Origin of the sequence: Paenibacillus rhizovicinus (assembly GCF_010365285.1) — a bacterium.
GTDB lineage: Bacteria > Bacillota > Bacilli > Paenibacillales > Paenibacillaceae > Paenibacillus_Z > Paenibacillus_Z rhizovicinus.
Map to the genome: position 1 here is coordinate 4,113,124 of NZ_CP048286.1, position 17,302 is coordinate 4,130,425.

General features: G+C 45.3%; 16 protein-coding genes. All 16 read left to right on the forward strand.

All coding sequences use genetic code 11. The features are described from left to right. Window positions 1–63: 63 nt before the first annotated feature. The 16 genes from GZH47_RS18440 (at window position 64) to GZH47_RS18515 (ending at window position 17,203) form a co-directional block, all read left to right on the forward strand. Window positions 64–834: a flagellin N-terminal helical domain-containing protein gene (locus GZH47_RS18440; protein WP_162642452.1), complete on the forward strand. Its 771-nt coding sequence runs from the start codon at window positions 64–66 to the stop codon at window positions 832–834. Window positions 835–960: 126 nt separating this feature from the next. Further along, window positions 961–1,353, forward strand: coding sequence for a flagellar protein FlaG (locus GZH47_RS18445; RefSeq protein ID WP_162642453.1), 393 nt, complete (start codon window positions 961–963; stop codon window positions 1,351–1,353). A 12-nt stretch (window positions 1,354–1,365) separates the two neighbouring features. Next, a complete protein-coding gene (fliD, locus tag GZH47_RS18450; RefSeq protein ID WP_162642454.1) occupies window positions 1,366–2,937 on the forward strand; it encodes a flagellar filament capping protein FliD in 1,572 nt (523 codons plus the stop codon). Between the two features lie 12 nt (window positions 2,938–2,949). Continuing rightward, on the forward strand, window positions 2,950–3,351 hold the full coding sequence (gene fliS / locus GZH47_RS18455) for a flagellar export chaperone FliS (protein WP_162642455.1): 402 nt from the start codon (window positions 2,950–2,952) through the stop codon (window positions 3,349–3,351). Then, window positions 3,344–3,673 (forward strand): flagellar protein FliT, encoded by a 330-nt coding sequence (locus tag GZH47_RS18460; RefSeq protein WP_162642456.1) that lies wholly within the window; start codon window positions 3,344–3,346, stop codon window positions 3,671–3,673. The genes fliS and GZH47_RS18460 overlap by 8 nt, the downstream gene beginning before the upstream one ends. Window positions 3,674–3,751: 78 nt before the next feature. Continuing rightward, window positions 3,752–6,007 (forward strand): motility associated factor glycosyltransferase family protein, encoded by a 2,256-nt coding sequence (locus GZH47_RS18465; RefSeq protein WP_162642457.1) that lies wholly within the window; start codon window positions 3,752–3,754, stop codon window positions 6,005–6,007. Continuing rightward, window positions 5,985–8,210 carry a motility associated factor glycosyltransferase family protein gene (locus GZH47_RS18470; RefSeq protein WP_162642458.1) on the forward strand — a complete coding sequence of 742 codons (2,226 nt, stop codon included), beginning with the start codon at window positions 5,985–5,987 and terminating at the stop codon, window positions 8,208–8,210. The genes GZH47_RS18465 and GZH47_RS18470 overlap by 23 nt, the downstream gene beginning before the upstream one ends. Next, the gene (locus GZH47_RS18475; RefSeq protein WP_162642459.1) at window positions 8,210–9,217 is read left to right on the forward strand and encodes an NAD-dependent 4,6-dehydratase LegB; all 1,008 of its coding nucleotides are present in this window, start codon (window positions 8,210–8,212) and stop codon (window positions 9,215–9,217) included. Before GZH47_RS18470 ends, GZH47_RS18475 begins: the two co-directional genes overlap by 1 nt. Window positions 9,218–9,248: 31 nt before the next feature. Continuing rightward, window positions 9,249–10,433: a LegC family aminotransferase gene (locus tag GZH47_RS18480; protein WP_162642460.1), complete on the forward strand. Its 1,185-nt coding sequence runs from the start codon at window positions 9,249–9,251 to the stop codon at window positions 10,431–10,433. A gap of 17 nt (window positions 10,434–10,450) precedes the next feature. Beyond that, window positions 10,451–11,539 carry a DegT/DnrJ/EryC1/StrS family aminotransferase gene (locus tag GZH47_RS18485; protein WP_162642461.1) on the forward strand — a complete coding sequence of 363 codons (1,089 nt, stop codon included), beginning with the start codon at window positions 10,451–10,453 and terminating at the stop codon, window positions 11,537–11,539. After that, window positions 11,536–12,204 carry a class I SAM-dependent methyltransferase gene (locus GZH47_RS18490; RefSeq protein WP_162642462.1) on the forward strand — a complete coding sequence of 223 codons (669 nt, stop codon included), beginning with the start codon at window positions 11,536–11,538 and terminating at the stop codon, window positions 12,202–12,204. Before GZH47_RS18485 ends, GZH47_RS18490 begins: the two co-directional genes overlap by 4 nt. A gap of 17 nt (window positions 12,205–12,221) precedes the next feature. Continuing rightward, window positions 12,222–13,283: a lipid II:glycine glycyltransferase FemX gene (locus GZH47_RS18495; protein WP_162642463.1), complete on the forward strand. Its 1,062-nt coding sequence runs from the start codon at window positions 12,222–12,224 to the stop codon at window positions 13,281–13,283. Window positions 13,284–13,304: 21 nt separating this feature from the next. Continuing rightward, window positions 13,305–14,303 carry an N-acetylneuraminate synthase gene (neuB, locus tag GZH47_RS18500; RefSeq protein ID WP_162642464.1) on the forward strand — a complete coding sequence of 333 codons (999 nt, stop codon included), beginning with the start codon at window positions 13,305–13,307 and terminating at the stop codon, window positions 14,301–14,303. After that, entirely contained in the window at window positions 14,300–15,478 is a 1,179-nt protein-coding gene (gene neuC, locus GZH47_RS18505; RefSeq protein WP_162642465.1) for a UDP-N-acetylglucosamine 2-epimerase, read from the forward strand. Before neuB ends, neuC begins: the two co-directional genes overlap by 4 nt. Then, window positions 15,465–16,517: a nucleotidyltransferase family protein gene (locus tag GZH47_RS18510; RefSeq protein ID WP_162642466.1), complete on the forward strand. Its 1,053-nt coding sequence runs from the start codon at window positions 15,465–15,467 to the stop codon at window positions 16,515–16,517. Before neuC ends, GZH47_RS18510 begins: the two co-directional genes overlap by 14 nt. Next, entirely contained in the window at window positions 16,514–17,203 is a 690-nt protein-coding gene (locus GZH47_RS18515) for an acylneuraminate cytidylyltransferase family protein (RefSeq protein WP_162642467.1), read from the forward strand. Before GZH47_RS18510 ends, GZH47_RS18515 begins: the two co-directional genes overlap by 4 nt. Window positions 17,204–17,302 lie beyond the last annotated feature (99 nt).

Sequence of the window (17,302 nt, forward strand, 5' to 3'; positions counted from 1 at the left end):
CGGCAATTGTAAAGACCACAAGGATGTGGCACACATTACACAATTTCAGGGAGGAAATTACCAATGATTATCAATCACAACCTACCAGCAATGAACACGCACCGCAATATGTTGTTGAACAACGCAGCAGCTAGCAAGAACATGGAGAAGCTGTCTTCGGGTCTTCGTATCAACCGTGCAGCTGACGATGCAGCAGGCTTGGCAGTATCCGAGAAAATGCGCGGTCAAATCCGTGGTCTTGACCAAGCTCAACGTAACGTGCAAGATGGTATCTCGTTCGTACAAACAGCTGAAGGTGCAATGAACGAAGTTTCCGCAATGCTCGTTCGTATGAAAGAGCTGAACGTTCAGAAAGCAAACGGCACGTATTCGACGTCGGACAAGTCGAATATCGACCTTGAGTTGGATCAACTTGGCTCCCAGATTGATTCGATCCTAAACAATACGACGTTTAACGGCATCAGCGTCGCGGGTACTACAATTACGATCCAAGCGAATGATTCGACTGTGCAAATCACGCTTAGTGGTATCGTCACTACGAGCATTTCTGGTCTTGGCAGCGGCACCACATTAACAAGTGTTTCGGATGCTATTACAGCAACGTCTACACAGCGTGCTAAACTTGGTGCTATGCAAAACCGTCTTGAGTACACGTCCAACAACTTGGGCACAACGTCTGAGAACATGCAAGCTTCTGAGTCCCGCATCCGCGATACGGACATGGCAAGCGAAATGGTTAAGCTGTCGAAGAACAACATTCTTCTTCAAGCTTCCCAAGCAATGTTGGCTCAAGCGAACCAACAGCCGCAAGGCGTTCTGCAACTGCTTCGTTAATCGTTATTGTTTCTCGAACAGAGACCTTAGATTATCTAGGGTCTCTGTTTTTTGTCTCCTAGGGCTAATTATTAAGTCGGAAAATGACGATATAATAAATAGACAATTCTACGACGAGGTGGGCGTATGAGTATTCAGGGAGTTAGTTCAGCGACTTCGGTGAGACCAGTTCAGTTACCGACAGGAGGGCAGCAGGGAGGAGAAAGCAAGCCGTCTGAGGATGTATCTGTACAACCTTTGCAGACAGGTTCCGAATTAAGAGTAGCCGAGCGTGAGGGGGCTCAATTGTCGGTCGCAGACACACAGTTAGTTAAAGCGCTAGATCGTGCAGTCAAGGCATTGCAAGGTCCTGAAACGGCAGTCGAGTTGAAGGTACATGAGAAGCTCCATGCAGTCTCAATTAAAGTGTTTAACAAGGAAACTGGCGATTTGATTCGAGAGATCCCACCAGAGAAAACATTGGATTTGGTCACTAATATGATGGAATTGGCTGGTCTTCTAGTTGATAAGAGGGTATAGGAGGGATAGAGTATGACTGTAACGAGGATAACGGGATTAACTTCGGGAATGGATATTGATTCGCTTGTTAAGCAGTTAATGAGCGCCCAGCAAAGTAAGCTGAACAGCTTGAACTCGAAGAAGACGACGCTGGAATGGCAACGTGATCAATACCGCGATATTTCGGCAAAATTGGTTGATTTCCGCAATAACAAGTTGGCTAGTTACAATTTGCAAACGACGATGGCTGCAAAGTCTGCGACAGCTTCAGGCACAGCAGCGGCTCAGGCATCGGTCAGTGTGAGTGCTGGCGCAAACGCGCTGACAGGATCGATGACGATTCAGGTGAATAGTTTAGCAACAGCGGCACAGTCAGTGAGTGGGGTAGGTATTGGTTCGGTAGATGCAAGTAAGGCAATAAGCACGCTAGGCTTAAGTAATTATACGGCTGATGGTGATGGGAACTTTAATTTCACGATTACTAATAGTGGCACTTCAAGTCAACCGGTTACGATCACTTTGAATGAAGATACGGACTCATTGAGTTCTATGGTCGATAAGATTAATAAAAGTGCAGCTAATGTGACAGCATACATTGACCAATCAACGGGGAAGTTGTCCTTGACATCCAAGACAACCGGTGTGAGTACTATCTCGGCTGATGGATTTCTGAATAATTTCAATCTCCAAACAGTTAGAGATAGTCAGGGTCAACCTCTTGGTTCAACTGCTAGTGTCGTTATTAACGGCATTTTAACTTCGCGCAACAGTAACTCTTTCACAGAAAACGGTGTGGATATTACGTTGAATGCGGTAAGCGATGGGTCTGCTGCAACGATCACTACGAAGACAAATACAGATACAATTGTGAATGCGATCAAGTCTTATCTGAATGATTACAACTCGGTTTTGTCTACGGTAACAAGTAAGATCAATGAAGTGCATAGCAGAGATTATGGGCCGCTAACTGCAGACCAGAAGAAAGCAATGACGGATGATGATATTAAGAATTGGGAGACGAAAGCGAAGACGGGTCTTCTGCATAACGATTCAACATTATCGGCGTTGGTAAACAATATGCGTCTAGCTTCGCTTACACCAGTTTCTGTTCCAGGTAATAGAATCAATACCAGCGGTGGGGATACGATTACGTTAGGTGATCTTGGGATTGATTCGGGTTCTTGGGAGAAACTCGGTCAGCTTTCGATTACGAATGAGTCGAAGCTGCGGGCAGCGATTGAAGCGGACCCAGATGCAGTTATGAAGGTATTCATGCAGCAATCGACATCGAGTGATCCTAAGGTTAAGAACTCTCCTAATGACGCAAGCAGTGGTGTATTTAACCGACTTTCTAGTTCAGTGATGTCAGCGCTTAGCGATTTGTCCTCCAGAGTAGGTACGTCTCAAATTAGTGCGGATGCGACTGCCAGTTTCTTAGCGACAAGCCAGTTTGGCGATCAGCTACGTAGTCTTACTACGCAAATCAGTGATGAGAATGATCGGCTCTCTCGACTTGAAGATAGCTACTACGCGAAATTCACGGCTATGGAGACGGCTATGAGCAAGTATCAGTCTCAGGGAAGCAGTCTTGGTTTCTCATCTTAAGGAGTGAAGAAAATGTTGTCTAGCCCTCTCCAGAAGTATCAACAATCGTCGGTAAAGACAGCGTCCCCAGGGCAGTTAGTTGTGATGCTTTACGATGGTGCGATTCGGTTTGTAAAGCAAGGCATCGAGGCGATAGAGCATGGTCATATTGAACAAGCGAACACGAGTCTGATCAAGGCTCAGAATGTTGTGAATGAACTCATGGTTACGCTTAATTTTGACTATCCAATTGCAGCAGAGTTGGTTCGTATTTATGAGTATATGATACATCTACTCATCACTTCGAATACGAAGAAGGACAGAGAGCCAGCGGCTGAAGCACTCTCTTACCTGATTGATCTGCGGGAATCGTGGGCGAGTATCGCAAAGCCCAAGACGTCTTCAACAACGACGGGGATGGAAGTGCGTGGATAAGCTCGTGCAAGAAGTGTTAGAAGAGACGCAGTCGTTGCTCAGCGTTGTGGAAGAAGATGTTGATTATACACGTTATGTGGCTCTTGTTCAGAAGCGCCAAGAGTTAGTCGATTATCTAGGTCAACATCATGATTTGTCAGATGCTAGTAAGATGGGCATTAGAAAATTGCGAGAATATGATGACTCGATTATTGCACGGATGCAGCGGATCAAAGATGAGGCTCGGGAAGGACTGCTTCGCTTGCATGGTTATCGGAAGCAGAGAAATGCGTATGATATTCATGAATCCGTAGCAGGGTTTATGTTTGATCGAAAGAAGTGATTATCTATGCGCGACGAATCCTATTCCGGGAACGACGTCGCGCTAATCTTATTTTAAGAGGGGTTTGAAGGGAATATTATGCAGCACGAAACGATATCATTCGAATCTGTTCTTGAAGATGTTAAGGACTTCTTACCGAGATTGATTGGAGCTTGTGGCTCTGTATCTGAGTTGTTTTACGTTCCGGTAACCGAGCAGACTTGGACGGAATTCAGTGAATTTCTCGAAGGTACTAATGATCTCTACAAAACGGTAGTCTGGCTCAGAAGTGAACTGGAACCGAGAGCGAATATAGATGTGTTCTACACGGTGATTGCGGGCTTTGCAGATCAGCTTGCTTATAAATTTTCGGAAATGAATCGACTGATGGACGAGGAGCAGTACGTTCATGCAGCCGATTATTTAAAATATGAGTTACTGGGATTGTTTCAAGCCTTTGCAATGAAGCTTGGCGAGAAGCAGGAGATCATCGCTCTTCGAGTTGAGAAGAATATGGCTTATCTCAAGGAACATTATCCTAATGTCTATGACCAGCTTCATAACATCCAACTCGATCATATGAATTATCAGATCACCTATGCAAGTAACGGCTCGCCTAATTTGTACATCCGCACGGACGATAATCGCTCCTTGTACATGTATAGCAATTATGTACCCGAGTACGAGGCGGCTCAGTGGGTCGAATCACAACGAGATGCCATGGTCGACAAGACCAATATCATAGTCTACGGAATTGGGCTTGGCTATCATTTATCCGAGTTGGCGCGGAAGTATCCATTATATAATTTCTTTATCTATGAGCCGGATGAGCAAGTTTTGCTTGCAACTGTGCAAGCTATTGATTTAGAACAGTTGTTCTCTCAGCTTAAAATTGATTGGTTTTTTATTGGTGACAACAAAATGCAAAGACACCGAGTGTTTTTCCAATTCGCTAATTTAGCCAAAGGAGATACAGCTATTTTATCGTTACCTGTGTATGATAAGCTGAATGCGGCAATGAAGCTGACTTTTTTTGAAGATGCTAAGGTCGCCATAAAGCACTACGGTATGTCTGCGAGAACAATGGCATACTACGGGATTCAAATCTATCAGAATAGAATGTATAATATGTCTCATTTGATCAATACACCTTCTATTATGGGGATGAAAAATAAGTTGAAGGGTAGTAAAGCGGTTATCGTTGGAGCTGGACCTTCATTGGAGAAAGATATCGAGCTGTTACGCAAACTCAAAGATCATGCTTTTATAATAGCGGCGGGAAGCGCGATTCAATCGTTAATGCATTTTGGTATCACTCCTCATTTGGTCGTTACGCTTGATTACTCGGAAGCGAATAATCGTGCGTTTAGTCATATGGATATTGATGATGTGCCGATACTATATTCGCCACAGCTGAAATACAAGATCCTTGATCATAAGAAGAAACTTATGCACTTCTTAATGAGGAATGATTATGAGGCTTATTATCACCTTGCTTGCGAGAGTGATGAGCCCTTATTCTCAACGACGCCGTCTGTTACGGGTCCAACTGTCGAAGCGATGATCTATATGGGTTGTGATGAAATTGTTTTTACAGGTCAGGATTTCTCATATCCATCCGAACACATGTATGCTGCTGGCGCAAAACATGTTGATGAAGAACAAAATCACACAATAATAAGTGGGGCGAAGCTAGAGATAGAGAATGTTCGTGGTGGTATGAATCGTACGAACGATATGATGCAAGTTACTTTGGGAGAAATAGAGAAAGTACTCGAATCTAATTCGCATATTAAGTTTACGAATTCGTCTCAAGTCGGTGCGAAAATAAAACACACAGAATGGGAGTCTATGGAGAGTGTGTTGCGGCGACTTGGTGGCGAAAAGTTGCCTTCAGATGCATTTGATAAAGCTATGCAGGAGCATCTTCGTCCATACGATGCCAAGCGTAAGAGCGTAATTTACGATCGACTAATCCGGACTCCTGACGAGCTTGAGCACATCGAGACGACATTGAGGAAGATCGATCGCAAGCTTCGCGCTCTTCCAGCCTTAAGCCGAGTGAAGCCGCAGAAGTGCCATAAAGAGATGATTGATATCGAAGTCATGTGGGGGACTGTTGTCCATACTAAGGTGTTCGAGTACGCTCTAGGGGCTACACTTTCTAACGAAATTCGTAACTTCGATCGCGATGTCAAGGAAGTTGTGGAAGAGATTAATCTTGTGCGCAAAGCGGATCTATTCTGTCAAGTTCTTGGAGCGATATCGAAGGCGATCGTGGAGATGCTTCCGACTATGAAAGGGATCGTGGCTGAATCGATACGAAGGACTGATGAACAATATGTACCAGGTTGACGCGGTGGTCGAACAAATCAAAGATTTTCTACCTACGCTAATCACGGCTTGTGGATCGGTATCGCTGCTACTTTACAGACCAATGACCGACCAATCGTGGGAGCAGTTTGGAAGTGTTGTCGAAGGGATCGATGATTTGTATCGTACGCTGAATGTCCTTTATAACGATATGAGTCAGTCTGGATGCCTAAGCTGCTTGGTGTATGAGATTGATCAAATGCGATCAGAGCTTGGTCGTACGTTTCAGGTGATGAATCAGCATATGGACAATGAGGATTATGTCAGCGCTAGCGGCTGTATCGAATATGAGTTGATCCCGCTCTTACAACGTCATGTAACGAATTTGGGAGAGCCCCAGTATGTGATGGATGAACGGTTCGTCCGCAACTTGGCTTACTTGAAAGAAAATTTTCCGAACGCATATGAACAATTAGGTGCGCTAACAAGAGATACTGATAACTATCAGATAACGTATGCTCAAAACGGGTTCCCGAATGTGTACATTGGAGGAGAAGTTTCTACTTATTTGTACAGTCAATACGACCCTGAGCATGAAGCGAGACGTTGGACGGAGTGGGTGATGACCAATGGGGAGCGCACACCGAACATAATAATGTTCGGCTTCGGCTTGGGCTACCATGTGCGTACCTATGCGGAGGCTAATCCGGAGCACAATATTTACGTTTATGAGCCGGACGAACAAGTGCTGCTAACTGCGATGATGGTTATTGATTTTACAGCACTTTTCATGAATGTTAAGGTGAAAGAAATAATAGTAGGGAGAACGAAGGGGAATAGGGACAAGTTCCTCTATCAGTTCCTTAGATACTTGAAAGGTGGAGCCGACACGCTTTCGCTCCCCGTCTATGACCGGATTAAGAAAGAGGAGAAGATTGAGTTTTTCAACGAAGCGAGAATTTCCATCATCAATTACGACAGTGCATATCTTATGTATGAGAGATACGGTCTTCAATGGGTTACGAACTATATGTACAATTTTGCAAAAACGATGAATTCTCCGTCCGTTATAGACTTGCGGGGTAAATTCGAGGGTATTCCAGTAGTCATTGTTGGTGCAGGGCCATCATTAGAAGCCGATATTGAATGTTTAAGAGAGCTTAAGAAACATGCGTTAATTATTGCAGCAGGCACGACTACGCAATCTTTGCTACATTATGGTGTAGAGCCGCATCTCATCGTCTGCATCGATGGTACGGAGGACAATTACAACGCATTTAAAGATTTGAATTTCGAACACATTCCATTCTTGTTCAGCCCGATGGTTCATCATCAGATCCTAGAGAAGCCGATCAAGAACCTGGTGACTTTCGTTTATAATAGCGATATTACGATTAAATATTTACTCGAATTAGATGAGAATTATCCGTATTTCCGACCTACGGATTCAGTAACTGGAGCTGCAATTCAAGCTGCGATTTATATGGGAAGCCATGAAATTATTTTTACAGGCCAAGACTTATCATATCCGGGAGCAAACATTTACGCACCTGGCGCGAATCACTTCAGTCAACAATATTCCGATGATGTGATCTCAAAAGCTACTCATTTCGTTGAGAACATTCGGGGAACGACGAACCGTACGAATGCAAATATGCAAATTACGTTAGCGTCGATTCAAGACTTACTGGCTCAATATCCGCAGACTCGATTCACGAACGCTACTCAAATGGGTGCGAAGATTAAGCATACGGTGTGGGAACCTCTGACTGAGGTGTTGGGGCGGTATAAGGACAAGGTTGTTGATCCAGATGTCTTCAAAAAAGTGATTGAGAAATTGCCGCGACACGATGAACGTCAAGTCACACATTTTACCGCCAAAATCGTACAACTGCGTGAGGAACTCACGGAGAATGAAAGAAAGCTTAGGATGCTGGAACAAAGTTTGTCAAAACTTTCCGAGCTGAGTAGAGTGAATGTGAATAAGTTTCATAGTGAAATGGACAAGCTCAGTATTGATTGGCGTTCCGTTGTTCACAGTAATGCGTTTAGGGCTCTTTACATAAAGCTGTACAGGAACGAGATCGTCGATATGGAGCGCGAGCTCTCAGATGTAGTTCAGGAGTTCGATGCAGTCAAGCGGGCAGAAAAAACATATGAAGTGATGATTCCGTTAATTAAAACGATTTTGCAGGGGACGCCAACCTTACTGGAGATCGTAGACGAATCGATTAGGAGAATTTGATGCAACCATTCCAGAAAATATTAGTAACCGGAGCCGACGGATTCATCGGTTCTCACTTAACAGAGGCGCTCGTTCGCCAAGGGTATGATGTTCGCGCTTTTGTTATGTACAACTCGTTTAATTCCTGGGGCTGGCTGGATCAGGCTGCCGCTGATGTTCGGGGACGCTTTGAAGTATTTGCCGGCGATATAAGAGACCCTCATGGTGTGCTGGAAGCGATGAAGGGTTGCGACGCCGTACTACATTTGGCTGCGTTGATTGCTATTCCGTACTCGTATCACTCTCCGGACACTTATGTGGACACGAATATCAAGGGGACGTTAAACGTACTTCAAGCTGCACGGCAGCTCGGGGTTCGCAAGGTGGTACACACGTCTACTAGCGAGGTGTATGGTACAGCCCGCTACGTACCGATTGATGAGAAGCATCCATTGCAAGGACAGTCGCCCTATTCGGCTTCCAAGATCGGAGCGGATCAGATGGCGTTGTCGTTCTATTGTTCATTCGGACTGCCAGTAGGAGTCATTCGTCCGTTCAATACGTATGGTCCACGTCAATCGGCACGAGCGGTCATCCCGACGATTATTACTCAGCTTGCGAATGGTGCTAAAAATATTCAACTAGGTTCCATTCATCCGACACGAGATTTCAACTTTGTTGAGGATACCGTAGGCGGGTTTATCGCCTTTCTGGAATCGGAGCGGAGTATCGGCGAAGAAATTAATATCGGAAGCAATTTCGAGATATCGATCGGCGATACGGCGCAAATGATCGCTCGGTTGATGAATTCTGATGCCGTAATAGGTATGGATGCGCAGCGCCTGCGTCCAGAGAAGAGCGAGGTAGAGCGGCTGTGGGCGGATAACCGCAAAGCGGAGACTCTGCTCGGCTGGAAGCCGAAGTATGCGGAGAGCGCAGGGCTTGAGGTGGGGTTGAAACAAACGATCGAATGGTTCACGGAGGCTTCGAATCTGTCGGGCTATAAAGCTGATCGCTATAACATTTGATTCAAGCATATGAGGAAGGATTGGGGCAACTATGACAGATGCTCGATCGTTAGGATTGGAAATCGTTGAGGTGATCAAGCAAATATCAGGGAGAACGGATGCGGTGCTCCCGCTGCACGAGCCTGAATTTTCGGGGAATGAATGGGTGTATGTGAAAGAATGTTTGGACACCGGATGGGTCTCGTCTGCTGGGCGATTCGTGGATCGGCTGGAGAGCGAAATGGCCTCATTCACGCAATCGGGGTATGCGGTTGCCGTTGTGAATGGTACGGCCGCTCTTCACATTGCTTTGCTGCTGTCGGGAGTAAAGCCTAATGATGAAGTGATCGTACCTTCCCTTACATTTGTGGCGACCGCTAATGCGATCTCTTATTGTCAGGCATTTCCTCATTTTGTGGATGTATCTACTTCCAATCTAGGACTGGATACCGTTCGATTGAAAGACTATCTACAGGATATCGGCGAGAGAAGAAGTGACGGAGCGACGTATAATCGAAAGACGGGAAATCGTATTCGAGCAGTTGTACCTATGCATACGTTTGGACATCCCGTGGATATGGACGCTCTTATGGAAGTAGCAGAACGCTTCAGCCTTGTGATTATTGAAGATGCGGCGGAGTCACTAGGTTCGTTATATAAAGGCAAAGCGACGGGAACATTCGGCCTTTTTGGAGTTATGAGCTTTAATGGGAACAAAATTATGACCACCGGCGGCGGCGGAGCAATTCTGACGCAGAATAAGGAGCTGGCTGCTAAGGCTAAGCATCTTACAACGACCGCCAAGCTTCCGCATCAGTGGGCATTTGAACATGATGTTGTAGGGTACAACTATCGGATGCCGAACCTTAATGCAGCACTTGGTTGCGCACAATTGGAGCAAGTTCCTGATTTTCTGAGTCGGAAGCGTCAATTGGCGAATTTGTATAGTGAGCGGTTGCGTGCGGTTGAAGGTGTATCATTCATCGCGGAACCGGAATATGCTACTAGCAACTATTGGTTGAATGCCATTATGCTGGACAAGTCGGATATTGCGGTTAGAGATGAAGTGCTGCGAATAACGAACGAAGCGGGCCTGTTAACAAGGCCAATCTGGACGCCAATGCATGAACTTCCGATGTACCAGTATTGTCCTCGTATGGACTTGTTAGTTACAGAGCAATTGCAGAATCAGATTATTAATCTGCCTAGCGGGCCTTCTGTGTTACGAAAACAATAATAATAGGTGGTGAGTGGTTGACGCACCAACGAATCGAAATCGGCAGTGAATTTTCGCTTGATGCACAACACTCTATCCCCAAAGATGATACTTTTTTACATAGGCTAGAAGATTTTCAGACGATGTACTATCGCAGCGGACGGAGTGCTATTCGAGGCGTTGTGAGTCAAATCAATGGCAGACGTGCATTGATTCCGGCTTATATATGCCAATCGGTCATTGAGGCCTTTGAACAGGAGAATTACATTTTAGATTTTTATACCATAAATAAAGATTTTTCGATCGACATCGATGATGTGAGTAGAAAACTAACTGAAGCTACGGATGTTTTTTTTCTTATGCATTATTTCGGTAAGCTTCAAAGTGATGATGATTTACAGACGATACATAACTTGTGTAGGAGCTGCGCTGCAACTATTGTTGAAGACACGACGCATAGCATTCTGACTAAGCCGCGAACGGTCGGGGACTATTGCGTGGCGAGCCTGCGTAAATGGTTTGCATTGCCGGATGGCGGAGTTGCTTATCGTGTATCAGGAGAACTGAATGCAGCACCGAATTGCGTCAATCGCTCATTTACGAATGCACGGGCGGCGGGTATGTTTCTAAAGGGGCTGTATCTTGAGGGTTTGACGGGCGGACATGAAGTTTACCGGGATTTATTCGCAAAAGCGGAGAAGTGGATGGACGGAGACAATGAAGCAGGAGAAATGTCCGAGCTGTCCAAACAATTCATAGCTGGCTTTGATGTCGGAGATGCAGTGAGCAAACGAGGCGAGAATGCCAATTACTTGGCTGACCACATAAATAACCGGTTCGTGAGTCCTGCGCTTGGGACGTATCGTGCAGAGGAGAGTCCCTTTTTTTATACGCTCTATGTCGAGAAACGAGATGGATTTCGCAGCTATTTGAACCGGCATCATATCTATTGTCCGGTGCATTGGCCGATTGAGGACCAGCGGCTCTTTGAATTCGCCACTGTCAAGTATATTTCGGAGCATTTAATATCCATCCCTATTGATCAACGTTACGATCTTGTTGCGATGGAATATATTAGTCGAATCATCAATCAATACGAAGAAGACAGCACGGAGGGATTGCGATGAAAGCTTTCGATGAAATGTGGGAGCAAATCCATAAAGAACAAGAGTGGGGTAAATACCCAGGCGAAGAAGTCATACGATTCGTAGCCCGAAACTACTTTGGCATGGACCGGTCAGAAACAACATTGCTTGAGGTCGGCTGCGGCACAGGGGCAGTAACCTGGTTTATGGGAAGGGAAGGGTTTAAGGTAAGTGCCTTTGATGGCTCCAAGACTGCTGTTGCTAAGGCACAAGCAAGGCTGAAGGAGGAGGGGCTGCTTGCAGATGTACAAGTAGTCGATGCAACAGCAATGCCTTATTCGAACGATCACTTTGATGGGATAGTCGATTCGGCTATGATTTATGCTAACAAGGTGGATGCGATTAGAACGATTCTTGGAGAGTGTTATCGAGTTTTGAAGCCAGGTGGGAAGCTGTTCTCAACGGGATTGTTTAAAGTCGGGATGACGGGTTACGGCACAGGGGAAAAGCTCGAAGAGCATACCTTCAGAGAGCTTACTGAAGGGGCATTGGCACACCGAGGTACAGCACATTTTTTTGATCAAGACGAAATTATCAAGCTCTGGTCAGAGGCAGGGTTTAAAAATCTTAAAATCGATTCCGTTGATCGTACGGATCGAGGCGGTACCGTTCATGTCAGCTATTACATGGTAGAATCTGAGAAGTAGAATCATGGGGGACCATTATGGGTTGTCTTGAGCTAATTCCTTTTGAAGACCAAGAGAAGTGGAATTGTATCGTCAAGTCATTTGAGCGTTGCGATGTCTATTACTTGAACGAGTACGTGTCGGCTTTCCGTCATACAAGTGATGGTAAGCCGCTTTTGGTTTATTATCATGGCGATCATATGCAGCTGTGTTATGTCGTCCAGCAAAGCGATGTGGCAGATGCTGCTTTGTTCTCCGGTCGATTGAAGCATGGGGAATACTATGATTGGACAACGCCATACGGCTACGGTGGGCCATTGGTAGATGGCTTCTCTGAACAAGAGATCGCCGATTTTTTTGAACAGTTAACCGACTATTGCCAAACTAACCACATTGTTTCTCAATTCATACGGTTTCACCCTCTTTTACAAAATCAACAATTATTTGAAGGTTATTGTGACTTACGAAGGCTCAAGAATACGGTTGTTATCGATACCTCAGATAAGAATCTTATTTATTCAAATATGGATGCAAAAAACCGAAATATGTGTAAGAAGGCTGAAAAAAATGGAATTGAGATTCAAGTAAATAGCAGTGAAGCAGCCAAGTCAGCTTTTGTTACACTTTATAGAAGCACAATGGATCGAAATCAGGCATCGGAGTATTATTATTTCAATACAGCGTTTTTTGAAGATATGTTTACGAGTCTTAATGGGAACTACTCACTTTTTAATGCACGATACGAAGATCAGATTATAAGTTCTGCGATCATTATGCATTGTAACGGGAACTTACACTATCATTTGTCTGCATCGCGACGAGACTATATGCATTTGGCACCTAACAATCTATTATTGTATACTGCCGCTTGCTGGGGAGCCGAACATGGCTATAAGAAGTTTCACCTTGGGGGAGGTGTAGCTGCTGAGGACAGTCTGTTATCCTTCAAGAAATCATTTAACAAGCATGGCTTGGTTTATTTCTATATCGGACGGAACGTGTTCTCTATGAGCAGCTATGAAGATTTACTCGGTATTCGTTCAGAGGCCGATGCGAATTTTAATCCGAATAACAATCACATGATTCAATATAGAGCCTAAATACAAGGGGATGCACCGATAATGAAACAAACGCTCATTATAGCTGAAGCTGGAGTAAACCATAATGGGGAGATGGACTTGGCTTACCGGCTAATTGATGCTGCGGTAGAAGCCGGTGCAGATTATGTTAAGTTCCAAACCTGGAAGAGCGAGAACGTGATATCGAAGCACGCTCCGAAGGCGGAGTATCAGAAGGAAACGACCGGCGAAGACGAATCGATGCTAGAAATGGAAAAAAAGCTGGAGTTTCCGTTCGAAAATTTTATATTGCTGAAGGAGTATTGTCAGAAGAAAGACATTGGCTTCATGTCAACTCCGTTTGATATTGAGAGCGCGCTGTTCTTGTTTTCCATGGGTGTGGATATGGTCAAAATTCCATCAGGTGAAATAACGAATCTGCCGTTCCTCGAAGTGATTGCGGATCATGCCTGTCCGGTCATTCTTTCAACTGGAATGTGTGAGATTGAAGAAATCGAGGATGCCGTTCGAATATTGACAAGCAAGGGTAACAACAATCTGTCGATTTTGCATTGCAATACGCAGTATCCGACTCCGATGAAGGACGTTAATCTCCGAGCGATACAAACGCTGGAAGAACGGTTTAAGTTTCCTATTGGCCTATCTGATCACTCGCTTGGCATTGAAGTTCCTGTTGCGGCGGTGGCGATGGGCGCAGAAGTCATTGAGAAGCATTTTACGTTAAGTCGGGACATGGAAGGGCCTGATCATAAAGCGAGTCTAGAGCCAACGGAACTTACCGATATGGTGAGATCAATTCGTAATATCGAGCTGGCGCTAGGGGACACAGGGAAGCATGTAACGGAATCTGAGCGGGGTAATATGGCTGTGGCAAGGAAAAGTATCGTAGCATCAAAGAAGATTTCACGAGGTGAAGCATTCACAGTGGAGAATATTACAACGAAAAGACCAGGTACTGGTATTTCCCCAATGAAGTGGTATGAGGTGTTAGGCGGGGCCGCTAAGAGGGATTTCCAAGAAGACGAGCTGATCGAGTTATGACAAGCAAGTATAAGATTTGTGTGGTTACGGCCACTCGAGCAGAGTATGGGCTATTGAGCTCGGTCATCAAGCGGATTCAAGACGATCCAGAATGCGAACTGCAGCTTATCGTAACAGGCACCCATCTGGCACCAGAGTTTGGATTGACCTATAAGGAAATAGAGTCCGATGGGATCAAAATTACGCGAAAAATCCCCGTCTATCAAGGTAACGATGAAGATCAAGTTCTAATGACGATTGCCACAGCTAGTTCAGAGATCGGCAGAGCACTCATCGAATTGAAGCCCAACATGGTCGTTCTCCTCGGAGACAGATACGAATTGCTTCCGATTGCAAGCGCGTGTGTCGTATTAAGGATACCGATTGCGCACATTTCCGGAGGAGAGGTTTCGGAGGGGGCATATGACGAATATATCAGGCATGCGGTATCCAAGTTGTCGTATCTTCACTTTACGTCAACAGAAGCTTATCGAGATCGAGTCATACAGCTAGGCGAATCGCCGGAGCGGGTGTTTAACGTCGGTGATTTAGGTATAGAGAACATCCAACATTTAAATAGAATGACCAAAGAGCAGCTTGAAGATAATATAGGCATTTCCATAGGGGATTCAATGCTGCAAGTTACGTTCCATCCTACGACGTTGGAGGATGACTCCGAACAACAGTTTGCACAGTTGCTGGCCGCTCTTGAGGAAAGACCAAGCTTTCAAATCGTCTTTACGAGGCCGAATGCGGATAGAGGCAGTACGGCGTTAAACCGTATGATCGATAATTTTATAGGACGAAATGCTCATCGTAGTTATGCTTTTGCGTCACTGGGCTATATGAGATTTTTAAGCTTAGTATCGTACTGCGTAGCGATGGTAGGCAACTCTTCAAGTGGGGTTGTCGAAGTACCGAGCCTGAAGGTTGGGACGATCAACATTGGAAATCGGCAACGAGGCCGAATCTGCTCGGATAGTGTCCTTCATTGCAAACCGGACCAAGACGAAATTATAGCTGCATTGGACCGAGTGAGTTCGGATGCTTACAGACTTAAGATGCTAGAAACCGTAAATCCGTATGAATCGAACGGCACATCGGAACAAATCGTAGCACGAATGAAAGAATGCCTCGCCAATTATTCAGGAATGCACAAATCTTTTTACAGAGGGGATCGCTATGAAAGCCATTGAAGACATCTTTGTTTCTCCGACAGCGTCAATCATAGAGGCTCTTCAAATTATCGATCGCGGATCGGTGCAAATTGCTCTGGTTGTGGATGAGGAGCAGCGTTTGCTAGGGACGATTACAGATGGCGATGTTCGCAGGGGGATATTACGTGGTATTAGTTTGGAATCTCCCCTATCGTTAGTGATGAATCGGGAACCACGAACTGCAAAACTGGACATGGACCGGGATATGATTCTGAGTGTAATGCAGTATTTGAATTTGCGTCAATTTCCCGTACTGGACGAAGCGGGGCGCGTAATTCGACTGGAGTTAATTGATGAGTTGCTGCAACGGAATAACCGCGACAATTGGGTTGTCCTTATGGCTGGTGGACTTGGGACAAGGCTCGGAGAATTGACAAAGGACTGCCCGAAGCCGTTGCTTAGAGTAGGTACGAAGCCAATATTGGAAATTATTCTCGAAAGCTTCATTTCTAACGGCTTCCATCGTTTCTTTATATCCGTCAATTACAAGGCGGAGATGATTAAAGATTACTTTGGTGACGGATCGAAGTGGGGAGTGGAGATTTGCTACATACACGAAGGAAAACGGTTAGGGACAGCCGGGGCGCTTAGATTACTTCAGGAAGTGCCGAGCCATCCGATTATCGTGATGAATGGTGATTTGCTTACGAAAGTGAATTTCCGTCAATTGGTTGATTTTCATGTAGAGACGAATGCAAAAGCAACGATGTGCGTAAGGGAATATGAGTTTCAAATCCCGTATGGCGTTGTTCAGGCGGAAGGACACTGTCTGAGGAAAATTGAAGAAAAACCAACGCAGAAGTTTTTTGTTAACGGGGGCATTTATGTTATCGATCAAGAACTCATGCAAATGATTCCGAAAGATTCTTTCTATGATATGCCGACACTGTTCGATGAAGCTATTGGGCGAGAACTTAACACCTCTGTATTTCCAATCCGGGAGTATTGGATTGATATCGGACGAATGGATGATTTCGAACGAGCGAATCGAGAGATTTATAAGGAGGGTATGCTATGATAGGGAATAAAAAAGTGCTAGCTGTTATACCCGCCCGTGGTGGTTCTAAAGGATTACCGCGCAAAAACATCCGTGAGCTTGCAGGCAAGCCACTCATTGCGTGGACGCTGGAAGCGGCGGCAGCTTCCCAATACATTGATCGCTGTATCGTCAGCACGGATGATGAGGAAATCGCAGCTGTAGCTCGTCAGTGGGGGGGGGATGTTCCGTTTCTTCGTCCGGCTCATCTCGCGCAAGATGATACCCCGGGTATTGCACCTGTCCTACACGCGCTAGATAGTTGCTCCGGCTATGATTATGTAGTGCTCTTACAGCCCACCTCCCCGTTACGAACGAGCGGAGATATTGACGGTTGCTTGGACAAGCTTAGGGAGTCCGATACACCTTCGTGCGTATCTGTAACGACTGTGGATAAGTCTCCGTTATGGATGTATACGCTGGGTGATCGGGATTCGATGGTGCCGTTGCTTGATACGAATACCCGTGCAGCCACACGTCAACAACTTCCTGTTTTCTATATGCTAAATGGTGCTGTTTATGCAACGGAGTGTGACTGGTTACGGAAGCAAGGGCTATTCATAAATGACGAAACCGTGGCTTATGTTATGCCGCGTGAACGCTCGCAGGATATTGATACGATCGAAGAATTTGTTCATGTTGAGTGGATGATAGCTCATAGTCGATGAGCTTGCACATACTTGCCAACCGTCATAGCTAAACGATCCATAATCTTAACGATTTGTGCATAGGTCATGCCTTGCAGATGAAGGAGTACCATTTGATGG

What these genes read in the sequence shown, in the direction of transcription:
- GZH47_RS18440 (WP_162642452.1), top strand. Translation starts at nt 64, where the DNA reads ATGATTATCAATCACAACCTACCAGCAATGAACACGCACCGCAATATG.
- GZH47_RS18445 (WP_162642453.1), top strand. Translation starts at nt 961, where the DNA reads ATGAGTATTCAGGGAGTTAGTTCAGCGACTTCGGTGAGACCAGTTCAG.
- fliD (WP_162642454.1), top strand. Translation starts at nt 1,366, where the DNA reads ATGACTGTAACGAGGATAACGGGATTAACTTCGGGAATGGATATTGAT.
- fliS (WP_162642455.1), top strand. Translation starts at nt 2,950, where the DNA reads ATGTTGTCTAGCCCTCTCCAGAAGTATCAACAATCGTCGGTAAAGACA.
- GZH47_RS18465 (WP_162642457.1), top strand. Translation starts at nt 3,752, where the DNA reads ATGCAGCACGAAACGATATCATTCGAATCTGTTCTTGAAGATGTTAAG.
- GZH47_RS18470 (WP_162642458.1), top strand. Translation starts at nt 5,985, where the DNA reads ATGAACAATATGTACCAGGTTGACGCGGTGGTCGAACAAATCAAAGAT.
- GZH47_RS18475 (WP_162642459.1), top strand. Translation starts at nt 8,210, where the DNA reads ATGCAACCATTCCAGAAAATATTAGTAACCGGAGCCGACGGATTCATC.
- GZH47_RS18480 (WP_162642460.1), top strand. Translation starts at nt 9,249, where the DNA reads ATGACAGATGCTCGATCGTTAGGATTGGAAATCGTTGAGGTGATCAAG.
- GZH47_RS18490 (WP_162642462.1), top strand. Translation starts at nt 11,536, where the DNA reads ATGAAAGCTTTCGATGAAATGTGGGAGCAAATCCATAAAGAACAAGAG.
- GZH47_RS18495 (WP_162642463.1), top strand. Translation starts at nt 12,222, where the DNA reads ATGGGTTGTCTTGAGCTAATTCCTTTTGAAGACCAAGAGAAGTGGAAT.
- neuB (WP_162642464.1), top strand. Translation starts at nt 13,305, where the DNA reads ATGAAACAAACGCTCATTATAGCTGAAGCTGGAGTAAACCATAATGGG.
- neuC (WP_162642465.1), top strand. Translation starts at nt 14,300, where the DNA reads ATGACAAGCAAGTATAAGATTTGTGTGGTTACGGCCACTCGAGCAGAG.
- GZH47_RS18510 (WP_162642466.1), top strand. Translation starts at nt 15,465, where the DNA reads ATGAAAGCCATTGAAGACATCTTTGTTTCTCCGACAGCGTCAATCATA.
- GZH47_RS18515 (WP_162642467.1), top strand. Translation starts at nt 16,514, where the DNA reads ATGATAGGGAATAAAAAAGTGCTAGCTGTTATACCCGCCCGTGGTGGT.